The sequence below is a fragment of the Nesterenkonia sedimenti genome (genome assembly GCF_012641515.1).
In the GTDB taxonomy this organism is placed as follows: domain Bacteria; phylum Actinomycetota; class Actinomycetes; order Actinomycetales; family Micrococcaceae; genus Nesterenkonia; species Nesterenkonia sedimenti.
Genome location: NZ_JABAHY010000020.1, coordinates 19,613 through 42,237, shown reverse-complemented (window position 1 = coordinate 42,237; position 22,625 = coordinate 19,613). Strand labels below are relative to the sequence as shown.

Sequence of the window (22,625 nt, the reverse complement as noted above, 5' to 3'; positions counted from 1 at the left end):
CGTTCGACTTGCATGTGTTAAGCACGCCGCCAGCGTTCATCCTGAGCCAGGATCAAACTCTCCATCAAAAACTTGTTCAATAGAGAAGCAACAACTCATTCTCAATTCCTCCCACCCTGCCGGAAAAACAGGGCCTCACGGGAGGAAAAATCGTAAGTTGCTGATCAATCCATGGCATTTTCGCAAGGTCCCATACGGGGGTATGAGCCTCGCGAATACCAATTAATAATTTGGTATCAACAAACTTGGCACACTATTGAGTTCTCAAGCTACGACTGCATCCGACACCATCAGAAGTTTCCTTCTGAATCGCTCCGGAGCAACTTTTCTATCTTACCGCTCCCCCTGGTGGCTGTCAACTCGACTCGCTGGCCTCGTTTTCGAGCGCACCAGACCAGGACCGGAATCCTAGAAAAGTGGTTCGGGGTGAATCACCCCTGATCGTTTCCGGGGCGATTGCCCCGGGCACGGATAGATACTTTACACACACATTCAGCGGCTTCGCAAACTCGAGCGCGTGTGACCTCGAGCACGCCGCCTTCAGCCCCGAAATGACGCTGAAGTGGGCTTTTAGGCCCGGTTCACCAGAGCCAGATTCTTCTTACCGCGACGGACCAAGAGGTACTTCCCGTGCAGCCAGTCCTCAGCTGCCGGCAGTGCTTCGGGATCCTGAACCTTGGTGTTGTTCACCGATGCACCACCCTGAGAAATTGCTCGGCGAGCCTCCCCCTTGGAGCTGCAGAGACCAGTGGCCTCCAGGAGATTGATCGGATTCGCCTCTTCCGCGGCAATCTCTGCGGTGGGCACCTCCTGGGCCACAGCCTGAAGGGTCGGCTCGTCGATCTCGGTAACCTCGCCTTTGCCGAAGAGTGCCTCGGCAGCAGCGATCACCTTCCGGGTGGCTTCCTCACCATGGACCAGACGGGTCACATCCCAGGCCAGGGTTCGCTGGGCTTCACGTTTGAAGGGTGCATCCTTGACCGACTGCTCCAAGGCCTCGATCTCATCCCGGGTACGGAAGGTGAAGACCTTGAGTCGGTTGATCACATCCTCATCGGCCTGGTTGAGCCAGAACTGGTAGAAGGCGTAGGGGGATGTCAGTTCAGCATCGATCCAGATGGCATTGCCCTCGGACTTGCCGAATTTGGTGCCGTCGGAGTTGGTGATCAGCGGAGTGCCCAGTGCATGGACATGGGCATTCTCCACCCGTCGCACCAGTTCGGTCCCGGAGGTGATGTTGCCCCACTGATCGGAACCGCCGAACTGCAGGGTGCAGCCGTAGTCGCGGTGCAGCTGCAGGTAGTCGTAGCCCTGCAGGATCTGGTAGCTGAACTCGGTGTAGGAGATCCCCTCCTCAGAGTTCAGCCGCTTGGCCACGATCTCCTTCTTGGTCATCGTGCCGACTCGGAAGTATTTGCCGATATCGCGCAGCATCTCCAGGGCACCCACGCCCTGCCACCAGTCGAGGTTATTGACCATCTGGGCGGCGTTTTCGCCGTCGAAGGAGATGTAGTGCTTGACCTGGTTCTGCAGGCTCTGGACCCAGCCGGAGATGATCTCCGGTGAGTTCAGCACACGCTCACCGGTCTGCCGGGGGTCACCGATCAGACCGGTGGCACCACCGACCAATCCCAGCGGCCGGTGTCCGGCCAGCTGGATCCGCCGCATGGTCAGCAATTGGACCAGGTGTCCCAGATGCAGTGAAGCCGCAGTGGGGTCAAAGCCGCAGTAATAGGTCAGCCGCTCACCGCAGAGGGCTTCCTCAAGGGCGGCTTCATCCGTGGAGACATGGATGAGCCCCCGCCATTTCAGCTCCTGGAAGACATTCTCGAAGCTGGGGTCGTTCTGCTGCTCTGCGAGCACTGGGTTCTTGCTGATCTCGGTCACGAAAATACGGTACCGCAGATTCTGCCTCCGGCCCGGAAACGGCCGGCGACACAACCGGTCTCAGAACCCGGGCGGAAGATCCCTTGCAGCCAGAATGCGCAGTGATTGGGTGGAGCGGGTCATTGCCACATAGAGACTGCCGACTTTGCCATCGGCCTCCTCCAGCAGTTCGGCCGGTTCCAGCAGGACCACACCGTCGAATTCGAGCCCCTTGGCCTCAGCGGCAGTCAGGGCCACCACATCCTGGGTCATGGAGCCTGCCCCCTTACCGACACGTTTGCCGTAGCGGGCCACCAAGGCGTCCCGAACCTCCGAGATCATCGTCTCCGGGGTGATCACCGCGATCAGGCCCTCCTCCAGTCGCTGCTGTTCGGCGGCCACACCCGCCACGGCGGCGGCCACCAACTCCTCAGCTTCGGTGAAGGTTTCGATGACCGGTTCGTAGTCGCCGTCGCGGACTGTGCGCAGAGAGGTTGTGGCCAGTCCATTGGCCTCAGCCACCCGTTCAGCCAGCTCCACAATGATTCGCGGGGTCCGGTAGTTGACGGTCAGCTCCTCGACCCGCAGCCGGTCATCGATGAAGGGCGCGAATGCCTTCTGCCAGTCGGAGGCGGCCGAGGGCGAGGAGCCCTGTGCGGTATCACCGACGGCAGTGAAGGATTTCACCGGGCAGCGGCGCATCAGGATCTGCCACTGCATTGGGGAGAGTTCCTGCGCCTCGTCGACCACAATATGTCCGTAGGTCCAGCTGCGATCCACCAGTGCCCGGTCGGCAGCGCTGAGCCGCGGGCCAGTTTCGGCGTTGAGGGCGGCCACGCTTTCGGCGTCGAGGAATCCCTCGATCCCCATCTCCTCCAGCTGCGGGGCGGCGTTCTCCACGGCCTTCTGCGCGTTTTCGAGATCCTTCTCCCGAGCAGCCTGCTGACGGGCCTCCTCCCGTCCGGCGGATTCATCCAGCTCACCGAGAAGCTCAGCGGCCTCATCCAGAAGAGGCACATCGGCTGTGGTGAAGGGGGATCCGGGTTCCCGAGTCAGCAGTTCGCGTTCCTGGTCGGTGAACTCCTCAGCCACCGCGGCGAGATAGCTGGGCCGGCTGAAGAGATCCTCCAAGAGGGCCTGCGGGGTCCGGGGCATCCAGCACAGGTTCAGCAGAATCCTGACCTCCCGGGAGAGCCGGACGTCCTCAACCAGATAACTGCGGTCGGTGTCATTGCCCTCCGAGCGCTTCTGCAGGATCCGCTCGAGCTTATCGGCGATCTCCTTGACCATGACCTTCACGAAGGTCGCCCGCGCCTCGTTATACGGCTTACCGGTGGCCTTGGCGCGTTCGATCCCGCGTTTGATCATCTTCGGGGTCACCTGAACTTTGACCCCCTCCACGGAGACCTCACGTGGTTCAGGGATATTGCGCCGGCGGTGGTCCACAGCGCGCTCGATGATCTTCACCCAGTCCAGGCGGCCCTTGAGCTCGGCGACCCGAGAGTCAGTCTCCTCCACACCGCGGATGCCGGGATAGAGATCGGCCAGGGAGGACATCACCACCCCGGTCTCCCCCAGCGAGGGCAGCACGCGGTCGATATAAGACATAAACGTCGAGTTGGGTCCCACGATCAGCACGCCGGCGGATTTCAGCTGCTCCCGGTAGGCGTAGAGGAGGTAGGCCGCCCGGTGCAGGGCCACAGCAGTCTTACCGGTGCCCGGCCCGCCTTGGACCACGAGGATCCCGGAGCGGTCGGCGCGGATGATCCGGTCCTGTTCAGCCTGAATGGTGGCGACAATATCGCCCATCTGCCCGGTGCGCCGGGCAGTCAGCGCCGCCAGCAGGGCGCCATCGCCGTGATTCTCGGTGCCTTCTTCCAGCACCGAGGCATCGAGGACCTCATCCTCCAAACCTTGGACTGCACGGCGTTTGAGCAGCAGATGACGACGACGACGCACCCCATGACGTTCGAATGCTGTTGCCTGATAGAAGACTCCGGCCTCGGGGGCACGCCAGTCGAGCATCAGCCGCTGCCGGGCCGCCGAGCTCAGACCGATTCGGCCGATATAGCGGGACTCGCCGTTGTCCAGATCCAGCCGGCCGAAGACCAGTCGGTCATCGACGGCATTGAGCTGGGCCAGCCGGTCCTCGTACATCGTGGCGAAGGCGTCACGTTCGGAGATGTTCTGCATGGTCCCCACCGCCCCGGTGGCTCGGACCTTGGAGAGCTGGCTCTGGTTCTCCTCCCGCAGCTCGTCGAGGCGCTGGTAGAGGGCAGCGACATATTCGCGCTCCTCCTCGATCCCAGCCTCCAGCGGAGGTAAGGGCACGGAGGTGCCTGCGCCGTCGTTCTCGGCGCTATGGCCATTGAGGCTCGCCCCGGGCGATGCCGTGGTATTCGTATCACTCATCAAGCAGCAGAGCTTTCAGTCGCGAAAATGATCAGTCAATACTACTCGCCTTGAGGTAAACGGAAGGTTGCCAAGCCGATAGGGTACGAACGCAGGGCTGGCGAGCCGCTTGATGAATATTAGCCAGGACCTTATAAACCAGAAATATAAGTGTTAGGCTTATTCCATGTCTTCGGAGAATATCGCCGTGATCGCCGATGTGGTCCGGTCCCGGTCCTTTGAGGACCGATCCAGCGTCCAGCAGCAGGTCGAGGACCTCCTGCGGGCAGTTGAGACTGCCTTTCCCGCTGCCCAGAGCTTCTCCCCCACTGTGGGTGATGAACTCCAAGCTGTCTACCCCTCGCGGAATCAGGCCTTGGCGGCCACGCTCTATGCGGGGCTTCTGCAGGGCGAAGGCCCCCATCTGCGATTCGGCCTGGGTCAGGGCGAGACCTATCCGGTGACCAGCAGCGCCTCTGACCGAGTCGAGGACGGCCCCGGGTGGTGGCGGGCCCGGCAGGCCATTGAGGAACTCGGCGAGCTGCAGAGGAGGAACCCTCAGCTCAACACGCGATACCTGGGCGACGAGCCTGAAGAGAACGCTCTGGTCAACGCTTATCTGCTGGCCCGCGACCAGGTGCTGGGCGGGCTGAATGAACGCAGCCGGGCCTATGCCCGGGGTGTGTTGGAGGAACGCAGCCAGAAGGAGATCGCCGCCGAGCTCGGTGTTTCCCAGTCCGCGGTCTCCCAGTCGCTGCGCAGCTCTGGGGCGGCCAGCCTCCTCAATGGACTCAAGGAACTCACCGCAGAGGGAGAGCGCCGGCCATGACATTCCTATCCGTGCTGCTGATCGCCATCGGTGCCGCTGACATTATGCGGGTGCTGCTGCCCCATCGCTGGGGCGCCTCCGCCCGGCTGCTGAGCCTCGCCGTGCTGTTCCTGACCGTGCTGACTGCCGCCGGACTGGTGTTCAGTGTCCCGTGGTGGCTGCTGCCCTGGGGACTGCTGCCGGTGCTGTGCTGGCTGGCAGCCCTGCGGATCGGCGCTCCCCTGCCGGTCAACTCTCTGGCGGCAAGTTCTGCCCGCCAGTCGCTGCTGATCATCGGTTTCCTGCTGAGCACCGCAGCGCTGACTGCTGCCGACTACCGGCTCGGCGCAGGCGTGGACCATCACACTCTGCCCCTGCTTGCCGCCGGGCTGCTGCTGTTCCTGACCGTCAGCGCCAATGGCCTGGTCCGGGCCGCACTGCGTCAGGACGGCCCCGGGGAGCAGCCTGCTCCCGCCGAGGGCTCTCAGCTCAAAGGCGGCCGGTGGATCGGGCCCCTGGAGCGCATCACCCTGACTGGGCTGCTGGTCACTGGGGCCTATCCGGTGGCTGCCGGTCTGATCGCGGCCAAGGGTATTGTCCGGTTCCCTGAGATCCAGGCAGATCAGAACAACGGCAATAAGGCCGAGTACTTCCTGGTGGGAAGTTTCGTCAGTTGGACGGTGGCCATGGCTGCCGCCGGGCTGCTGTACCTGACCTCGCTGACCGCCGGGGTCTCACTGCCCTGAGGAACCGGCAGAGATCACACCTTTGCCCGGGCGGTATTGGGAGACCGTGGGGTCGCCGGTGATCCAGAATCGCCAGGGGTAGTCACTGCTGCCGCCCACTCCGTAGACCCCAACCCTAGGACCGGAGGAGATCGACGACGACGCCGCATCCCCGCTCATCAGGGACTCCTCAGGCGGTCGCAGACAGAAACTGGCCAGGGCCTCATCGGAGCCTGCACTGTCCTGGTCACCGATCTGCAATGGGGTGCCGTCCATCGGCAGCAGCACGCCCAGCCCCTGCCCGAGTCTTCCCGGCCCGGAGAGCAGTTTCTTCCCGGTGTCCTTACCACCGCGGCGCTCAACGGCGAGGTCTCGGCCGGCCAGGACCTCACCGGCCCTGAGCAGAACACCACCGCCCCCGGCGGCATGGGAGACCAGGTTCAGGCAGAAGTGAATTCCATAGGAACGGTAGATATAGACATGCCGGGGTGGGCCGAACATCGTGGCATTGCGCAGTGTCTTGCCCCGGTAGGCGTGGGATCCGGGGTCCTCGCCCTGGTCCCCATATGCCTCGACCTCGGTGAGCCTGACGGTGACCGCCCCGCGCGCCGTCGTCACGGTGAGCTCACATCCCAGCAGTGCGCGTGCCAGCACGGTGGCGTGTCCTTCGAAGAGCTCTTGGAGTCGATTCACAGCGGTCCTCACGGAACAAGACTAGATCATCCATCTATTGAACTGACCAGTCAGTCTAGTAAGCTGGACCCATGCTCGAACTAGAGGATGTCTCCTTCCAGGGCCACCACCTCCCCCTCCTGCAGGACAGAAACCTGATCCTGCCGCAGGGAGCAACAGACCAGACCGTCGCCGCAACCTCGGAGGCACGCACGGCCCTTGCCCTGATCTGCTCCGGACGGCTCTCCCCCGACGGCGGCCGGGTGCTCTTCCAGGGTGAGGATGATCCCCGGAGGCTGCGCCGCAGCACTGCATTGGTCGACTCCCCCGGCATCACCTCCCCGGAGCACCACATGAGCGTCCGTGACCTCGTCGCAGAGTCGCTCGGACTCATCCCCGGGGGCCCAGGGAAGCGCATCCCGCCGGCCGCGGCGTGGATCTCCGAACAGGATGCGGACGACATCGCCGACAGCCCTGCCGTCGCCCTGCCCGCCGCGCTGAGGCTGTGGCTCATGACCGAACTGGCCTTCGCAGACCCGCAGGTCGAGCTGGTGGTCCTGGACTCACCCGATCGCCATGACATCTCCGCCGAAGGACTCTCCGAGACGCTGGAGCTGATCGCAGAGCCCTCCGGGCGTACAGTGCTGGCCATCCTCGCCCAGGAGGTTCTCCGATGAGCCTGATGACGCTGCCCCGCGCGGAGTGGAGGCGCCTGACCAGCGGGTTCGACCCCGTCAAGACGCTCATCGGGCTCTCCCTGATCCCCCTGCTGTACGCGGCCGTCTATCTCTATGCCAACTGGGACCCCTACGGGAACATGGGCGAGGTCGACGCCGCCCTGGTCAACCTGGACACCGGCGCCGACTTCGACGGCGAGGCACGGGTCATCGGCGACGATGTGGCCGATGACCTCCTGGAGGACGGATCCTTCGGCTGGCACACGGTCTCCCGCCGTGAGCTGGCAGAGGAGGGGACAGCCCGCGGCGACTACCAGTTCGCCCTGATCATCCCGGAGGACTTCTCCTCCTCCCTGGCCTCGCCCGCGGACCTGGAGGACCCCGAACAGGCGCAGATCGAGATCGTGAGCAACGAGGCCAACAACTACCTGCTCTCCAGCATCCTGGACGTACTGGCCTCAGAGCTCCATGAGTCCGTCTCAGAGGAGGTCGGACGCGAGGCCGCCGACCAGATGCTCACCGGGTTCGGCCAGATCCACCAGCAGCTCACCGAGGCCGCCGACGGCGCAGACGAGCTGCACTCCGGTGCCGGAGAACTGGAGTCAGGGATCGGGGAGCTCCACGACGGCGCAGGCGAGCTGCATCAGGGGGCCTCCGACCTGGACGCCGGACTCGGTGAGCTGGACGAGGGCATGGTTCCGCTGCGTGAGGGGACCCAGGCCCTCGAAGAGGGCGCAGGGGACCTCAGCGACGGCTCCTGGACGCTCTTCGACGGGATCGTGGAGCTGGACGAGGGCGCGGGCAGCCTCCAGGAGGGAGCCGACGCCGCCCAAGAGGGCGCCTCCGCTCTGGACGAAGGGCTCGCAGAGCTCAGCTCCGGCGCGGAGGAGGTGGCCGAGGGCAACGAACAGCTTGCCGGAGCCTCCCAGGAGGCCCTGGACGTGCTGGAGGAGTATGAGGACGCCGCCGGGACCCGGACCGGGCAGAGCGTCCAACAGCTGGTCGACGCCGGGATCATCACCGAAGAGCAGGCGGAGGCCGCGGCGGCCGAGCTGGCCCCCATCCTGGAGGAGAGCGAGCTCGTGGGGCGGGCGCAGGAGGTCCGCGGCGAGCTCGAAGGGGCGCAGGAGGCCGTGGACGTCCTCGCCGAAGGGTCACGTTCGGTGGCCGACGGTGCCTCGGAGCTCAGTTCCGGCGCTTCTGAGCTCTCCGAGGGAACTGCCGAACTCGCAGGCGGGATCCCTGCCCTCACCGACGGGTTGAGTGAGGCCCGTTCGGGCGCATATTCCCTCGCAGAAGGTGCAGGAGACCTGGCCGAGGGCGCAGCCTCCGCCGACGACGGGGTCGCAGAGCTCCAAGAGGGGGCGGCGGAGCTGGCTGACGGCGCGGAGGCCCTGACTCAGGGGGCCGGGGACCTCGAGGACGGGCTCGCTGAGGCGGAGGACGGCGCCCGGGACCTCACCACGGGAAGCGGGGAGCTCGCCTCCGAGCTCGGCAGCGGGGCCGAGGAGGTGCCGGATCCGGATGAACGGCAGCGGCACGAGGTCAGCAGCGTCATCGGAAACCCGCTGAACGTCACCCAGACGGCGCAGGCGGAGGCCGGCTCATACGGCGCCGGGATGGCACCGTTCTTCATGGGGCTGGCTCTGTGGATCGGAGCACTGGTGATGCTCCAGGTCCTCCGCCCTGCCTCTCCCCGGGCCCTGGCCTCCAACGCTTCCACCCCTGCGGTGGCAGTGGGATCCTGGCTGCCCTTCCTGGCCCTCTCCGCCCTCCAGAGCCTCCTGCTCTATGGCGCGATCACCCTGGGCCTGGGCCTGGAGCCTGCCCACCCCTGGCTTGTCCTGCTGGTCCTTCTTGCCGCCTCCGCCGCCTTCTCCGCGCTGATCCATGGATTGGTGCTGCTGCTGGGGAATCCGGGGAAGTTCGTAGCGATCGTCCTGCTGGTGCTGCAGCTTGTGGGCGCCGGGGGCACCTTCCCCAGCCAGTCCCTCCCCGGACCCCTGGAGACTCTGCACCCCATCCTCCCGCTGACCTATGTGGTGTCAGGGCTGCGCCATGCGATCTACGGAGCAGAGACCGCGGCAGTGCTCACCAGCCTGGGGGCTCTGGGATCGTTCACCCTTCTGGGACTGGGAATCCTGCTGGTGGCTGTGCGGAAGAATAGGATGTGGACACTGAAACGTCTGCACCCGCCTATCCAGGAGGACGCGTGAGCACCGCCCCCACAGCCCCGCCCAGGACTTCCGCCCGGGTGAAGATCCTGCATGCCATGATGGCTCTGGACGACCACCGCAGCGTCCAGGACCATACGGTCGACGAGCTGGCCCGCTCTGCGGGGGTCGCGAAGGGCTCTGTCTACTACCACTTCGGCTCCAAAGAGAACCTGGTCCGAGAGATGCTGGTGCACGGGGCCGCCGAACTGCAGTCCCTGATGGACGAGCTCGCGCGGGATGATTCCGCCGCTCCCCGGGAGGCATTCCGCGCGCAGCTTCGGGCCGCCTGCCGCTTCCTGGAGGAGCACCCCTCCTTCACGGGGCTCGTGGCGTTCGCCCTGGCCCAGCGCCAGGGGGATGACAGTCATCAGCTGCGCGAGGAGAAGGAGGCCATCGTCAGGCTGCTCTCCCAGCGCATCGAGCACCTCGAACAAGCAGAGGGACGGGCGGCCACTCCCGGCGCGACGCTGGAGGTGGCCGCGACCGCCCTGCTTTCCGCCGCGGTGACCCTGACCATCGAAAGGATGACGGTGCACCCGCAGTGGGATGTGGAGACCTGCGTGGAGGCACTGCTGCGCCTGGTCACCAGCTGAGGAGGAGCTGCGGCTAGGAAGCCGCCTCCGCGTACTCCTCCGAGTGGCGGGCGACGTCGTTGGCGTATTCCACCGACTGGTTATAGGTGGTCACCGCGTCATTCCAGCCCCGGTCATCGGTGAGGTCATCTCCGCTGGCGCAGAGATAGACCGCGGCGGTCAGGGCGGCGTCGTCGTACTGGTGAATATCGGCCTCACCGCTGAGGTTGCCGTCCTGGGCGTATTGGTACCAGGTCTCGGGGATGAACTGCATGGGCCCCACCGCACGGTCCCATTCCTCATCGCCGTCGAGCTCCCCGCCGTCGGTATCGGGGATCTCCATAACTCCCTCGCTGCCATCCAGCGGAACTCCGATGATCTCCGGGCTGACCTCACCATCGGCTTCGATACTGGAACCGCCGTGGTGGCCGTGGACGGATTCCACCTGTCCGATCCCAGCCAGGGTGTTCCAGCCGATACCGCATTCGGAGTCAGTCTCCTCGATATAGGCGGCAGCCCCGGCGTAGGCGGCAACGGCCCGTTGGGGCACCCCGGTGCGCTGGGCAGTCTCACTGACCCATTCGGGCTCCACCAGTTCAGTAATCGGCACGTCCCCTGCCTCTTGACCAGTGGTTTCAGGCAGCTGCTGCTCAGGCGCCTCGGGATAGCCCAATTCGGTGGGGTGCGGGGTCTCCGGCTCCTGGTCACCGCCACAACCGCGGATCAGCAGAAAGAGTACGACGACGCCCAGCACCGCCAATGCCGGGTAGAGCCGGCGACGGCGTCGCAGAGCACGCTGGCCGGCGGCGCTGGGGCGCTTTGCTGAACTGGTGTTGGAGATGGTCTCCTCCCGACCTGCTGGGTTCAGCCTTCGGCTGGCAGGACCGGCTGCATCGCCTCCAGGCCGGCCCGGAATGCAGCGACCTCAGCACGTGCTGCTTCCAACTGCTCGGCGACCCGGTTGGGCGCAGTTCCGCCTACGGCATCCCGGGATGCCAGCGAGCCCGCCACGGTGAGCACCTCGCGCACCTGCGGGGTCAGAGCCGGATGGATATCGGAAAGCTCTTCATCGGTGAGCTCATGGAGCTCCTTGGCGGGGCTGTGCTGCTCACAGGCGCGGACGCATTCACCGGCCACCTCATGGGCCACCCGGAAGGGCACTCCCTGCCGGACGAGCCATTCGGCGATATCGGTGGCCAGGGAGAAGCCCTGCGGGGCCAGCTCCGCCAGCCGTTCGGGATGGAAGGTCAGGGTGGCGATCATCCCCGAGACTGCCGGTAGCAGCAGCCCGAGGGTGTCCACGGCGTCGAAAGCGGGTTCCTTATCCTCCTGCAGGTCCCGGTTATAGGCCAGGGGCAGTGCCTTCAGCGTGGCCAGCAGCCCGGTGAGATCGCCGATGAGCCGGCCGGTCTTACCTCGGGCGAGCTCAGCGATATCGGGGTTCTTCTTCTGCGGCATGATCGAGCTGCCGGTGGAGTAGCCGTCGTCGAGGGTGACGAAGCCGAATTCCTTGGTGGCCCAGATGATGACCTCCTCGCTGATGCGGGAGAGGTCGACACCGATCATCGCGGTGACCCAGCTGAACTCGGCGACCAGGTCGCGGGAGGCGGTTCCGTCGATGGAGTTCGCCACCGGACCGTCGAAACCCAGCTCAGCTGCCACCTGGGCGGGGTCCAGCCCCAGGGAGGATCCCGCCAGCGCCCCGGAGCCATAGGGTGAGTAGGCCAGGCGGGCGTCGAGGTCCTTGAGCCGCTGGACATCGCGCAGCAGCGGCCAGGCATGGGCTAAGAGGTGGTGGGCCAGCAGCACCGGCTGGGCATGCTGCAGATGAGTGCGCCCCGGCATCGGCGCCTCGGGGTATTTGGCTGCCTGTTCGGTGAGCGCATCGACGACGTCGAGGACACCTGAGGCGATCTCACGTGAGGCATCGCGCAGGAACATCCGCACCATGGTCGCGATCTGATCGTTCCGAGACCGGCCGGCGCGCAGTTTGCCGCCGAGATCCTCACCGGCGCGCTCGAGCAGACCGCGTTCCAGGGCGCCGTGGACATCCTCATCGGATTCGGCCGGTACGAAACTGCCCGAAAGCACATCGTCCTCCAGCCGGCCCAGGGCAGAGAGCATCCCGGCCAGCTCATCCTCGCTCAGCAGCCCGGCCCGGTGCAGAACCCGGGCGTGGGCCTTGGAGCCGGCGATATCGTAGCGGGCCAGTTTCCAGTCGAAATGTGTGGACTTGCTCAATGCGGCCATCACATCGGCGGGGCCGGAGGCGAAGCGGCCACCCCAGAGGGAACCTTCGTTGGTCCGATGTTTCTCAGTCATGAGATAGAGACTACTTCTCGACTCCGGCACCGGAGAGATCAGGCTTGCCGTACAGACGCTCCTCCCGCTGGGAGGCGGTCCGGGAGGACAGTCCGTAGATGTCGATGAAGCCCGGCGCCGAGGACTGGTCGAAGGAGTCGCCCTCGTCGTAGGTGGCCAGGTTGAAGTCGTACAGGCTGGTCTCGGAGCGACGCCCCTGCACCGTGGCACGGCCGCCGTGCAGCTCCAGGCGGATCTCACCGGAGACGTACTTCTGGGTCTCATCGATGAAGGTGTCCAGGTTCTTCTTCAGCGGGGAGAACCACTGGCCGTCATAGACCAGCTCGGTCCAGCGCTGGTCCACGGTCTTCTTGAACCGGGCCTGCTCGCGCTCCAGGGTGATGTTCTCCAGCTCCCGGTGGGCGGCCATCAGCGCCATGGCACCGGGGGCCTCGTAGATCTCGCGGGATTTGATGCCCACCAGCCGGTCCTCGACGATGTCGATCCGGCCCACACCCTGGGCACCGGCGCGGCGGTTGAGCTGCTCGATGACCTGCAGCGGGGTCAGGGTCTCCCCGTCGAGCGCCACGGGAACGCCCTGGTCGAAGGTGATGTTCACGACATCGGGGGCCGGCGGGAAGGCGGGGTCCTCGGAGTAGTCGTAGACGTCCTTAGTGGGCCCGTTCCAGATGTCCTCGAGGAAGCCGGTCTCCACGGCACGACCCCATACGTTCTGGTCAATGGAGAAGGGGTTCTTCTTGGTGGTCTCGATGGGCAGATCGTGCTTCTCTGCGTATTCGATGGCCTTCTCGCGGGTCAGGGCGAGGTCACGGACCGGTGCGATGCACTTCAGGTCCGGGCCCAGGGTCTGGATGGAGACCTCGAAGCGCACCTGGTCATTGCCCTTACCGGTGCAGCCGTGGGAGACGGTGGAGGCGCCGAACTGCTGTGCGGCGGCCACCAGATGCTTAGAGATCACCGGCCGGGAGATGGCCGAGACCAGGGGGTAGGCATCCATGTAGAGGCCGTTGGCCTTCAGTGTGGGCATGCAGTACTGCTCGGCGAACTCATCGCGGGCATCGGCCACATAGGCCTCCACTGCCCCGCAGTCCAGGGCGCGCTGGCGCACTGTTTCCAGGGATTCACCGCCCTGTCCGACGTCGACGGCGACGGCGATGACCTCGGCGCCGGTGGCCTCGGCGATCCAGCCGATGGCCACTGAGGTGTCGAGTCCGCCGGAATAGGCCAGAACAATACGATCGCTCACCAGATGCTCCTCTTGATATTGAAAGTCGAAGACGCTTGCCTCCCCACCAGTCTACATAAATATTCGTTGCACTGCATACTTATCATTGCGGCGCTCGGCGGTAAGCTATGGGCATGTCAGATACGTATGACCAAACCGGCTCCGCGGCGGAGCTGACCGAGGAGCAGCTGGAGTTCCTGGACTCCATGTTCGATCTCGCCCGGCAGGGTGAACAGCAGCAGCTGCTGGCTCTGATCGATCAGGGTTTTCCGGCTGACACCGCCAACGATAAGGGCGATTCCCTGTTGATCCTGGCGGCCTATAACGGTCATACCTCTCTGGTACGCTCCCTGCTGGCACGGGGCGCGGATCCCAACCGGGTCAATGACCGCGGTCAGACCGCGCTGAGCTGTTCAGTCTTTAAACAGGACGAAGAGATCACCGCAGCGCTGCTGGAGGCCGGGGCGAATCCCGCCCTGGGTGCTCAGAGCGCGGTGGCCGTTGCCGATATGTTCGGCCTGCAGCAGATGCGCAGGCTCCTTCAGCAACCCTGAGTAGTACTAAGAGGAGAAATCGTTGAGCAATTCTGCCGCTGTCGGCATCATCCTTCTCGGTGTCCTGGTGATCGCCGGATGGGCATTCGGTTCTGAGTTCGGCGTGGTCCCGGATGAAGGCGCTTGGCGCTGGATCTCCGTGGGTCTCGGAGGCGGACTCATCGGCCTCGGAATGGCCGTCCGCACCCAGAATAAGAAGAAGCAGAAGGAACTGGGCCCCGAGGCCTGATCACCATTCTGCAGGCGCAGACTTTATCAGCGGGGGTCTACATCTGTTGGCTGCGAAGCCACAGTGCGGCCCCCGCTGTCAGCGCCAGACTCACACCGGCCCCTGCCCAGGGCAGCAGGAAGTCTCCGCTGATATCACGCAGCAACCCGGAGATCAGTGGACCCACGGTGAAACCGGCGTACATTCCCATCGACGCCACCCCCGATGCCCTGCCGATGGTCCCCGGCGGAGCGACTTTCATCACTCCAGCGTTGACCACTACATTCCCACCCAGGGCGGTGAGCCCATGAATCACCGCCGCTGCCCAGATCAAGGCCCCTGGTCCGCCGAGCTGGACCCAGCTCAATAGGGCGACCCCGGCCACTGCCCCCGCGGACATCGCCAGCAGCAGAGTGGAGAGCCGGGCTCCGGCCCCCACGCGGCGGGCCCACCAGATCCGGGAGATCATCCCCAGGATTCCGCAAACAGTCAGGGTCAGCCCGCCCTGGGCGAGGCTGAAGCCTGCCTGCTCCACGGCAAAGAGCGGAAGATAGACATTGACGGTCTGCACGGTGAAGCCCATCAGGAATGCCACCAGGGTCAGAATGATCACAGCATGAGGCAGTTTCACCGGGGTGCTGAGCGCTGTCCCCTCCCCCGCAGGCTCCGAGTCCGTCACCTCTGAATCGGTGGGACTCTGCTCTGTCTGCTGCCCCTGGCTGCGCGGGGTGTTACCCGCATAGTGCTGGTGGAGGATCCAGGCCCCATAGACTGTCAGGGCGATGACGATCAGCACCGCGCTGAGTGTGGCGCCGACCCAGCCCAGCCAGATCGCCATGGCGGGGAAGAACATCCCCGCGAAGAACTGCGACAGAGGCACACCGGACTGTTTGATCCCCAACCAGGTGGCCTGCTTCTGCGGGGGCACGACCTCCATAATCACTCGGTTGGTGGTCGGATTGGAAATCGCTTGGCTGATACCGGAGAGCACCGCTGCTGCGACCAGAGCCCAGAAGCTGCTGGTGGTGGCGGCAATGGTCAGGGCGACCACAGTGCCGCTGAAGTTTAGGATCAGCTGCAGTTTCGGGGAGATGCGGTCGGCCATCCGGCCCAGGCCCTGGGCGGAAATGGCGGCGGAGCCGAAGACCACTGCGGCCAGCAGACCCAGCTGGCCGGCGCTGATTCCGATACGTTCGACGACCAGGGGCGAGAGTGAGGACAGCGAGTAGGTGAAAAGAGGGCCGACCCCCATCACTGCGATGAGGACCGCCAGCACTGACGCGCCTGGTTTTTTCACCTGTGGTCTAGCCCCTGCCTTCAGCGAATCCGTTGAACCGCTCTGCGACTGCTGCTCCCCCGTCGGGTTCGGCGGTGATCAGCATGATGGTGTCATCTCCTGCGATAGTACCCAGCACGCTCTGCAGTCCGGCATGATCCACTGCGCTGGCCAGGAATTGGGCTGCTCCTGGTGGGGTGCGCAGTACGACCAGATTCGCGCTGGCCTCGGCCGATATCAGCAGGTCCCGGCACAGTGAACTGAGCTTCGCTGTCGTGGTCTCTGAGATATCTGCCTGGAACTCCCGTTCATGCCCTTCGGCGGGGACTGCGTAGATGAGTCCGCCCTCTGCTGAGCGCACCCGGGCCGCCCCCAGCTCCACCAGATCACGCGAGAGGGTGCCCTGGGTGACCTTGACCCCTTCTTCGCTTAGTCTGGCGGCCAGTTCGGCCTGGGAGCGGATGGAGGATCGGGAGATCAGTTCCCGGATCTTGGCGTGGCGGGCAGTCTTGGTTGTCGGGGTCATCCTCGGCAGGCCTCCCGCACTGCTGTGGCAGCGCTCTGATCGGTCAGCCCGGATTCCACCAGCAACCAGGTCATCAGGGCTTTCTGTGCGTGCAGACGGTTCTCGGCCTCATCCCAGATCACCGATTGGGGGCCGTCGAGCACCTCTGCGCTGATCTCTGCGCCCCGGTAGGCCGGCAGGCAGTGCAGCACGATGGCGTCATCGGCTGCTGCCTGCAGGGAGGTCTGGTTGACCTGATAGTCGCCGAAGAGGGTCATCCGCTGCTCTTTCTCAGCCTCCTGTCCCATGGAGATCCAGGTATCGGTGGCGATGACATCGGCCCCGGCCAATGCCTTGGCCGGATCAGTGGTGACGGTGACCTTTCCGCCGGACTCAGCGGCACGGTCCTCAGCTGCGGTGATGACCCGGGTTGAAGGCAGGTGTCCCTGGGGTCCGGCGATCCGGACATCCATACCGGCGTTGACTCCGGCGCTGAGATAGGAATTGGCCATGTTATTGGCCGCATCCCCGAGATAGGCCAGTTTCAGTCCGGCCAGCTGGCCCTTATGCTCACGGATGGTCATGAGGTCGGCCAGAAGCTGGCAGGGGTGGAAGTCATCGGAGAGTGCGTTGATCACTGGGACTCTCGAGTACTGGGCCATCTCCTCAAGCCCGGACTGGGCATAGGTGCGCCAGATGATCAGGCTCACCTGGCGTTCCAGGACCCGGGCGGAATCGGCGATCGACTCCTTATGCCCCAGCTGAGACTCCCCCGGGTTGATGATCAGCGGCGCCCCGCCCAGGGCTGAGATTCCGGCGGCGAAGGAGACCCGGGTGCGGGTGGAGGTCTTATCGAATATCACCGCAGCAGTCTGGGGGCCGGCCAGTGGGGTGAGTCCATAGGGATCGGCTTTGAGGTTCTCGGCGAGGTTGAGCACCTCGTCCAGCTCAGCGGCACTGAGGTCGAGGTCGCTCAGGAAGTGCCGGGTGCGGGTGGATTCCGTCACGGGGTGTGCTCCTTCTCGGTGAGATCAGCCAGGGCTGCCGTGAGCCTCTGCACAGCCTCGGCGGCCTCTTCGGGGCTGATGTTCAGCGGTGGTGCCAGACGCAGCGTGTGCTCGCCGGTGGCGTTGATGATCAGCCCATGCTTCGACAGTGCCGTACCGGCCAGCTGCTTGGCCGGTTCGGTGCAGCCGGGCACCTGCAGGTCCACACCGAGATGCAGTCCGTACTGCCGAACTGCGGTGACCTCATCCAGCGCGTTGAGTGCCTCAGCCAGCTGGGATCCGACCTCTCGGGCATTCTGCAGCAGGGATTCGGATTCGATAACTGCCAGAGTGGTCAGGCCCGCCACTGTGGCCGGTGGGTTGCCGCCGAAGGTTGTCCCGTGCTGACCGGGGCTCAGCAGGGCACTTACCTGGGGCCCGTAGCTGATCAGGCCACCGATCGGGAATCCCGAGCCCAGCCCCTTGGCCAGGGTCATCAGATCAGGCTGCAGTCCGGGGACCCGGAGGTGGTTGAACCATTCCCCGGTCCGGCCGATGCCGGTCTGAACCTCATCGAAGACCAGCAGTGCCCCGTGGCTGCGGGTCAGTTCCCGGGCTTTGAGCAGGTATTGGTCATCCAGGGCGTGAACACCGGCCTCGCCCTGGACGGGTTCGAGGAAGAGACCGGCGACGTCGTCGTGCTCAAAGGATGCTTCCAGTGCCTGGAGGTCATTGGGGGCAAGGAACTCCACGGGGCCGATGAGCTCACCGAAGGGCTCCCGGTAGGCAGGCTTATGGGTGAGGCTCAGTGCGCCGATAGTTCGGCCGTGGAACCCGTTCTCCAGGGCGAGGATTCGCTGTTTGCCGGTGTCCTTCCGGTGGCGAAGCACCGCTTTGAGCCCGGCCTCATTGGCCTCGGAGCCGGAGTTGGCGAAGAAGACGGTGGATCCCTCAGGAGCGCCGGAGAGCTCTAGGAGTTTCTCCGCCAGGGCGATCTGTGGTTCTGAGGTGAAGAGGTTGGAGATATGACCCAGCCGGTTCTGCTGGGCATTCAGCGCAGCCGCGTGCTCGGGGTGGGCGTGGCCTAGGGCGTTGACCGCGATCCCGCCGAGCATATCGAGGTACTCATTGCCGTCGGCATCCCAGACCCGGGTCCCCTCCCCGCGCTGGAGCACGGTCTGTGGGGAACCGAAGACCCCGGTGAGCCTCTGCTGGTACCGCTGCAGGAGGTCGGTGACTGTTTCGGTGCTCATAGGGCCTCCTGATCGGGGACGACTTGGGTGCCGATACCCGCGCTGGTGACGATCTCCAGCAGCATCGAATGGGGACGGCGGCCATCGACGATGGCGGCTCGCGGGACTCCGGCATCGACTGCGGCCAGGGCTGCCTCCATTTTGGGGATCATGCCTGATTCCAGGCTCGGCAGCATTTGGCGAAGATCCGCGGCGGCCAGGGATGAGATCAGTGAGGATTTATCCGGCCAGTCGGCGTAGAGGCCTTCGACATCGGTGAGCATCACCAGTTTGGCCGCGCCCAGGGCGGAGGCGACTGCTCCGGCGGCGAGGTCGGCGTTGATATTGAGCACCTCGCCGGTGGGGCTTCCCTCCTCGGTGAATTCCGGGGAGATCGTGGAGATCACTGGGATCCGTCCGGCGGCGATGAGGTCCTGGACTGCCTCGGGGTTCACCCCGGTGACCTCGCCGACCAGGCCGAGGTCGATCTCCTCACCATCGGGGCCGGTGGCCTTCTTCCGCCGGGAGCGCAGCAGGGCGGCGTCTTCCCCGGAGAGGCCCACGGCATAGGGGCCGTGGGAGTTGATGAGGCCGATCAGCTCTCGGCCGACCTGGCCGGTGAGCACCATCCGGACTGCCTCCAGGGTCTCCGGGGTGGTGACCCGCAGTCCGGCGCGGAATTCGGACTGGATGCCCAGCCGTTCCAGCATGTGGTTGATCTGGGGTCCGCCGCCGTGGACGACCACTGGATTGACCCCGACGTGTTTGAGGAAAACCACATCCTCGGCGAAGGCTCGGCGCAGTTCATCATTGATCATGGCGTTGCCGCCGTATTTGATCACGATGGTCTCCCCGGCGAACTTCTGGATCCAGGGCAGGGCTTCGACCAGGACGGCGGCCTTCTGCCCGGCGGCGGCCAGGGTGGATTCATCGCGGGGTTTCAGGCTGGTGGCTGAGGATGATGTGCTCATTTTCGGGGTTCTCTGGGTCTGGTCTAGGAGGAGTACGCGCTGTTTTCGTGCACGTAGTCGTGGGTGAGGTCATTGGTCAGGATGGTGGCCTCGGCCTGGCCTGATTTGAGGTCGATGACGACCTCCACCTCCCGGCCGCTGAGGTCCACCAGGGAGCGGTCCTCGCCGATGCCGCCGGCACGGCAGACCCAGATGCCGTTGACCGCGACGTCGATGGTCATGGGGTCGAATTGGACATCGGTGGTGCCCACTGCCGAGAGGATCCGGCCCCAGTTGGGGTCCTGACCGAAGATCGCCGTTTTGAACAGATTGGAACGGGCCACCGCACGTCCGGCGGTTTCGGCCTCCTCCTCGGTGGCAGCATTGACCGTGCGGATGGCGATCTGGTGGTGGGCCCCTTCGGCATCGGCGATCAGCTGCCGTGCCAGGTCCTGGCAGAGTTCGGTCAGCGCGGTCTGGAACTCGGTGAGGTCCACTCCGGCGGGGTCGGCCTCCGGGTGCGCTCCGGAGGCCAGGGCGAAGACAGTGTCATTGGTCGACATGCAACCATCGGAATCGGCTCGGTTGAAGCTGACCCGGGTGGCCTCACGCAGGGCGGCGTCGAGGTCCTGGGGGTCAATGACGGCGTCGGTGGTGAGCACTGAGAGCATGGTGGCCATTCCCGGAGCCAGCATGCCCGCCCCTTTGGCCATCCCGCCGATGGTGAAGCCGCTGCCGTGGGCCACCGCTGTTTTGGTGACGGTATCGGTGGTCAGAATTGCTTCGGCTGCTGCGGCACCGGCGGCGTCGTCGTCGTTGAGTTCTTCAGCGCAGGTTGTGGTGCCGGAGAGCACTGCCTGCATATTGAGCCGTTCACCGATCAGTCCGGTGGAGGCCAGCAGCACGTCCACTGCGGAGATGCCGAGGGTCTGGGCGGCGTGTTCAGCGGTGGCATGGGCGTCCTGGAAGCCTTCGGTGCCGGTGCAGGCGTTGGCTCCGCCGGAGTTGATGACCACGGCATCGGCCCGGGCGTCGCTGATCGCCTGGCGGGACCAGAGCACCGGTGCGGCGGCGACTTTATTGGTGGTGAACACCGCGGCGGCATGTCGGGTGGGCCCGGTGTTGACCACCAGGGCGAGGTCCTTGCCTTCAGTTTTGAGTCCGGCTGCGGTGCCGGCGGCTTGGAAGCCGGCTGCTGCGGTGACGCTCATGGGGTGACTCCCAGCTGGTTCAGGCCCAGGGTTTCATCCAGTCCGAGGGCGAGGTTCATGGACTGCACGGCTCCCCGGCGGTCCCTTTGGTGAGGTTGTCACTGGCCGAGACGACGATCGCTCGCCCGGCGTGGGGATCCACGGCAAGCTGAACGGTCACATGGTTGGAGCCGATGACCTGTTTGGTGGCCGGCCACTGTCCGGTCGGCAGCAGATGCACGAAGGGCTCGTGCTGGTACTGGGCGGTGAATGCCTCGCGGAGTTTCTCCTCCGTAGTCCCTGGGGCCAGTTTCGCGGTGGAGGTGGCCAGGATGCCGCGGGCCATGGGGGCCAGTGTGGGAGTGAAGGAGACCTGGACATCGGTGCCTGCTACCCAGCTGAGGCCCTGTTCGATCTCGGGGGTGTGACGGTGGCCGCCGCCGACACCATAGGGGCTCATCCCGCCCATGACCTCGCTGCCCAGGAGATGGGGTTTCAGTGATTTGCCGGCACCTGAGGTGCCGGTAGCTGCGATGATCACCACATCCTCTGGTTCCACCAGTCCTGCCGCGAAGGCAGGTGCCAGACCGAGCAGGATAGTGGTGGGGTAGCAGCCGGGGACAGCGATGCGGCGTGCGGCCTGGAGCTTCTTGCGCTGATCGGGCAGTTCCGGCAGCCCATAGGGCCAGGTGCCCTGGTGCTCGGAGCGGTAGAACTTCTCCCAGGCCTGGGCGGATTCCAGTCGGTGGTCTGCTGCGGCGTCGATGACCACAGTGTCTTCACCCAGTTCGGCGGCGATTTCGCCGGAGGCTCCATGGGGCAGGGCCAGGAAGACCACATCGTGGCCGGCGAGGTTCTCGGCGGTGGTCTCGCTGAGGACTTTATCGGCAAGCGGCAGCAGGTGGGGCTGCAGTTCGCCGAGCCGTTGGCCGGCATTGGAATGCGCGGTGACGACTCCGATCTCCACCTGGGGGTGCTGGGACAGAAGGCGCAGGACCTCTCCCCCGGCGTATCCGGAGGCACCTGAAACAGCGACTGAATATGCCATTATTCGCGTCCTTCCCGACTCGTATGCGCGCGGGCCGGGTATCCGGCTCGCTCTACTGAGACCAGACTACGCGATTTTATGCAGAGGTATCAATATTTATGCATTGTGGTTGTCAGGCGGTGACTCCGGTAACCTGGCGGAAGCGATGCCCAAGTCTCCGCACCGAGAGGACGAACTACCGCGATGAGTGAACCGACCATGTTCGAAGAGGATCTTCCGGACACCGCAACTGTGACCCGTGCGGCCCAGGCCGGAGGGACCGAGGTCTTCGAAACCGTGGAGGTCCCCGCTCCGCAGCCGGAGGCCGGCCAACTGCTGGTCAAGACCGCAGCCGCCGGGGTCAATTTCATTGAGACCTACCAGCGCAGCGGCACCTATCCCGTGGAGTATCCCTTCATCCCCGGTTCCGAGGGCACCGGCGAGATCATCGCCCTGGGCGAGGGTGTGGAGAATTTCCATGTGGGACAGCGGATCACCACTGCAGAGGCCAAGGGCACCTACTCCACGTATTTTGTGGTCGATGCGGCCAAGGCCGTCGTCGTACCCGATGATGTCTCTGATGAGCTGGCCGCGGCCCTGCCGATCCAGGGTGTAACTGCCCATTATCTGATCAACTCCACCTATAAGGTCTCCCCCGGTGAGACTGTGCTGACCCATGCCGGCGCCGGTGGGGTCGGCCAAATCCTCACCCAGCTGCTGAAGGCTAAGGGCGCCCGGGTGATCACCACGACCTCCACTCCGGAGAAGGCGAAGATCGCCGAGGAGGCCGGAGCCGACTACGTGCTGAAGTACGAGGGCTTTGCCGAGAAGGTCCGCAAGATCACCAATGGTGAAGGCGTCTCGGTGGTCTACGACGGCGTGGGCAAGGACACCTTCACCGGCTCCCTGGACTCCCTGGCCATCCGCGGGACCATGGTGCTCTTCGGCGGCGCCTCCGGTCAGGTTCCGCCCTATAACCTCCAGGACCTCAATAAGCGCGGCGGCCTCTACGTCACTCGGCCTTCGACCCAGTGGTATCTGCGTAATGCTGAGGAGCGCACCTGGCGGTTCACCGAACTCTTCTCCGCCCTGACATCAGGAGACCTCAAGCTGAGCATCGGCGGCAAATACCCACTGAGCGAGGCCGGCCGCGCACAGGACGACCTCGAAGGACGCAAGACCACCGGAAAGCTGATCCTGGTTCCCTGATCCAGGCAGCGAGG

At 64.8% G+C, this 22,625-nt stretch carries 20 protein-coding genes, 1 rRNA gene and 1 pseudogene; 8 read left to right on the top strand and 14 right to left on the bottom strand.

Annotated features, from left to right (window positions below; genetic code table 11):
* The 3 genes from HGQ17_RS13800 to HGQ17_RS13790 all read right to left on the bottom strand — a co-directional run.
* A 16S ribosomal RNA gene (locus HGQ17_RS13800) occupies positions 1-68 on the bottom strand; the annotation flags it as partial.
* A 502-nt stretch (positions 69-570) separates the two neighbouring features.
* Complete coding sequence (tyrS, locus tag HGQ17_RS13795; protein ID WP_324615303.1) at positions 571-1,887, bottom strand: tyrosine--tRNA ligase; 1,317 nt, start codon at positions 1,885-1,887, stop codon at positions 571-573.
* 60 nt (positions 1,888-1,947) lie between these two features.
* Entirely contained in the window at positions 1,948-4,278 is a 2,331-nt protein-coding gene (locus HGQ17_RS13790) for a HelD family protein (protein WP_168888527.1), read from the bottom strand.
* A gap of 166 nt (positions 4,279-4,444) precedes the next feature.
* Here HGQ17_RS13790 and HGQ17_RS13785 point away from each other — a divergent pair, with 166 nt between their 5' ends.
* Both HGQ17_RS13785 and HGQ17_RS13780 read left to right on the top strand, forming a co-directional pair.
* On the top strand, positions 4,445-5,086 hold the full coding sequence (locus HGQ17_RS13785; RefSeq protein ID WP_168888526.1) for a SatD family protein: 642 nt from the start codon (positions 4,445-4,447) through the stop codon (positions 5,084-5,086).
* Positions 5,083-5,811 carry a hypothetical protein gene (locus tag HGQ17_RS13780; protein ID WP_168888525.1) on the top strand — a complete coding sequence of 243 codons (729 nt, stop codon included), beginning with the start codon at positions 5,083-5,085 and terminating at the stop codon, positions 5,809-5,811. The genes HGQ17_RS13785 and HGQ17_RS13780 overlap by 4 nt, the downstream gene beginning before the upstream one ends.
* On the opposite strand, the gene HGQ17_RS13775 is transcribed toward HGQ17_RS13780, so the two are convergent.
* Entirely contained in the window at positions 5,800-6,495 is a 696-nt protein-coding gene (locus HGQ17_RS13775; RefSeq protein WP_324615302.1) for a DNA-3-methyladenine glycosylase, read from the bottom strand. The two genes, HGQ17_RS13780 and HGQ17_RS13775, sit on opposite strands and share 12 nt — an antisense overlap.
* 59 nt (positions 6,496-6,554) lie before the next feature.
* Here HGQ17_RS13775 and HGQ17_RS13770 point away from each other — a divergent pair, with 59 nt between their 5' ends.
* From HGQ17_RS13770 to HGQ17_RS13760, 3 genes are read left to right on the top strand one after another with little or no spacing between them, the layout of a single operon-like run.
* The gene (locus tag HGQ17_RS13770; protein WP_168888524.1) at positions 6,555-7,139 is read left to right on the top strand and encodes an ABC transporter ATP-binding protein; all 585 of its coding nucleotides are present in this window, start codon (positions 6,555-6,557) and stop codon (positions 7,137-7,139) included.
* Positions 7,136-9,355, top strand: coding sequence for a YhgE/Pip domain-containing protein (locus tag HGQ17_RS13765; protein WP_168888523.1), 2,220 nt, complete (start codon positions 7,136-7,138; stop codon positions 9,353-9,355). Before HGQ17_RS13770 ends, HGQ17_RS13765 begins: the two co-directional genes overlap by 4 nt.
* Entirely contained in the window at positions 9,352-9,948 is a 597-nt protein-coding gene (locus HGQ17_RS13760; RefSeq protein ID WP_168888522.1) for a TetR/AcrR family transcriptional regulator, read from the top strand. The genes HGQ17_RS13765 and HGQ17_RS13760 overlap by 4 nt, the downstream gene beginning before the upstream one ends.
* Positions 9,949-9,961: 13 nt before the next feature.
* Here the strand turns inward: HGQ17_RS13760 and HGQ17_RS13755 are convergent, their stop codons facing one another.
* The 3 genes from HGQ17_RS13755 to HGQ17_RS13745 all read right to left on the bottom strand — a co-directional run bounded on the left by HGQ17_RS13755 (position 9,962) and on the right by HGQ17_RS13745 (position 13,495).
* Positions 9,962-10,681 (bottom strand): lytic transglycosylase domain-containing protein, encoded by a 720-nt coding sequence (locus HGQ17_RS13755; protein ID WP_324615301.1) that lies wholly within the window; start codon positions 10,679-10,681, stop codon positions 9,962-9,964.
* Positions 10,682-10,791: 110 nt separating this feature from the next.
* Complete coding sequence (gene argH, locus HGQ17_RS13750) at positions 10,792-12,249, bottom strand: argininosuccinate lyase (protein ID WP_168888521.1); 1,458 nt, start codon at positions 12,247-12,249, stop codon at positions 10,792-10,794.
* A gap of 10 nt (positions 12,250-12,259) precedes the next feature.
* On the bottom strand, positions 12,260-13,495 hold the full coding sequence (locus HGQ17_RS13745; protein ID WP_168888520.1) for an argininosuccinate synthase: 1,236 nt from the start codon (positions 13,493-13,495) through the stop codon (positions 12,260-12,262).
* A 113-nt stretch (positions 13,496-13,608) separates the two neighbouring features.
* On the opposite strand from HGQ17_RS13745, the gene HGQ17_RS13740 reads away from it, so the two are divergent.
* Positions 13,609-14,028, top strand: coding sequence for an ankyrin repeat domain-containing protein (locus HGQ17_RS13740; protein ID WP_168888519.1), 420 nt, complete (start codon positions 13,609-13,611; stop codon positions 14,026-14,028).
* A gap of 22 nt (positions 14,029-14,050) precedes the next feature.
* Positions 14,051-14,257, top strand: coding sequence for a hypothetical protein (locus tag HGQ17_RS13735; RefSeq protein WP_168888518.1), 207 nt, complete (start codon positions 14,051-14,053; stop codon positions 14,255-14,257).
* Between the two features lie 37 nt (positions 14,258-14,294).
* Here the strand turns inward: HGQ17_RS13735 and HGQ17_RS13730 are convergent, their stop codons facing one another.
* From HGQ17_RS13730 to argC, 7 genes and pseudogenes are all read right to left on the bottom strand, one after another.
* Entirely contained in the window at positions 14,295-15,533 is a 1,239-nt protein-coding gene (locus HGQ17_RS13730; protein WP_168888517.1) for an MFS transporter, read from the bottom strand.
* A 7-nt stretch (positions 15,534-15,540) separates the two neighbouring features.
* Positions 15,541-16,038, bottom strand: a complete 498-nt coding sequence (locus tag HGQ17_RS13725) for an arginine repressor (RefSeq protein ID WP_168888516.1) — start codon at positions 16,036-16,038, stop codon at positions 15,541-15,543.
* Positions 16,035-17,024, bottom strand: coding sequence for an ornithine carbamoyltransferase (argF, locus tag HGQ17_RS13720; RefSeq protein ID WP_168888515.1), 990 nt, complete (start codon positions 17,022-17,024; stop codon positions 16,035-16,037). Before argF ends, HGQ17_RS13725 begins: the two co-directional genes overlap by 4 nt.
* Positions 17,021-18,256 (bottom strand): acetylornithine transaminase, encoded by a 1,236-nt coding sequence (locus HGQ17_RS13715; RefSeq protein WP_168888514.1) that lies wholly within the window; start codon positions 18,254-18,256, stop codon positions 17,021-17,023. The genes argF and HGQ17_RS13715 overlap by 4 nt, the downstream gene beginning before the upstream one ends.
* Positions 18,253-19,206: an acetylglutamate kinase gene (gene argB, locus HGQ17_RS13710; RefSeq protein ID WP_168888513.1), complete on the bottom strand. Its 954-nt coding sequence runs from the start codon at positions 19,204-19,206 to the stop codon at positions 18,253-18,255. The genes HGQ17_RS13715 and argB overlap by 4 nt, the downstream gene beginning before the upstream one ends.
* Before the next feature lie 23 nt (positions 19,207-19,229).
* Positions 19,230-20,396, bottom strand: a complete 1,167-nt coding sequence (gene argJ, locus HGQ17_RS13705; RefSeq protein ID WP_168888512.1) for a bifunctional glutamate N-acetyltransferase/amino-acid acetyltransferase ArgJ — start codon at positions 20,394-20,396, stop codon at positions 19,230-19,232.
* Positions 20,393-21,423 (bottom strand): annotated as a pseudogene (gene argC / locus HGQ17_RS13700) (N-acetyl-gamma-glutamyl-phosphate reductase). Before argC ends, argJ begins: the two are co-directional and overlap by 4 nt.
* Before the next feature lie 183 nt (positions 21,424-21,606).
* Here argC and HGQ17_RS13695 point away from each other — a divergent pair.
* Positions 21,607-22,611: a quinone oxidoreductase family protein gene (locus tag HGQ17_RS13695; protein ID WP_168888511.1), complete on the top strand. Its 1,005-nt coding sequence runs from the start codon at positions 21,607-21,609 to the stop codon at positions 22,609-22,611.
* The last annotated feature ends 14 nt before the right edge of the window (positions 22,612-22,625 follow it).

Coding starts and splice junctions, on each gene's coding strand:
- HGQ17_RS13790 (WP_168888527.1), bottom strand. CDS start 4,278: ATGAGTGATACGAATACCACGGCATCGCCCGGGGCGAGCCTCAATGGC.
- HGQ17_RS13785 (WP_168888526.1), top strand. CDS start 4,445: ATGTCTTCGGAGAATATCGCCGTGATCGCCGATGTGGTCCGGTCCCGG.
- HGQ17_RS13780 (WP_168888525.1), top strand. CDS start 5,083: ATGACATTCCTATCCGTGCTGCTGATCGCCATCGGTGCCGCTGACATT.
- HGQ17_RS13770 (WP_168888524.1), top strand. CDS start 6,555: ATGCTCGAACTAGAGGATGTCTCCTTCCAGGGCCACCACCTCCCCCTC.
- HGQ17_RS13765 (WP_168888523.1), top strand. CDS start 7,136: ATGAGCCTGATGACGCTGCCCCGCGCGGAGTGGAGGCGCCTGACCAGC.
- argH (WP_168888521.1), bottom strand. CDS start 12,249: ATGACTGAGAAACATCGGACCAACGAAGGTTCCCTCTGGGGTGGCCGC.
- HGQ17_RS13740 (WP_168888519.1), top strand. CDS start 13,609: ATGTCAGATACGTATGACCAAACCGGCTCCGCGGCGGAGCTGACCGAG.
- HGQ17_RS13725 (WP_168888516.1), bottom strand. CDS start 16,038: ATGACCCCGACAACCAAGACTGCCCGCCACGCCAAGATCCGGGAACTG.
- HGQ17_RS13715 (WP_168888514.1), bottom strand. CDS start 18,256: ATGAGCACCGAAACAGTCACCGACCTCCTGCAGCGGTACCAGCAGAGG.
- argB (WP_168888513.1), bottom strand. CDS start 19,206: ATGAGCACATCATCCTCAGCCACCAGCCTGAAACCCCGCGATGAATCC.
- argJ (WP_168888512.1), bottom strand. CDS start 20,396: ATGAGCGTCACCGCAGCAGCCGGCTTCCAAGCCGCCGGCACCGCAGCC.
- HGQ17_RS13695 (WP_168888511.1), top strand. CDS start 21,607: ATGAGTGAACCGACCATGTTCGAAGAGGATCTTCCGGACACCGCAACT.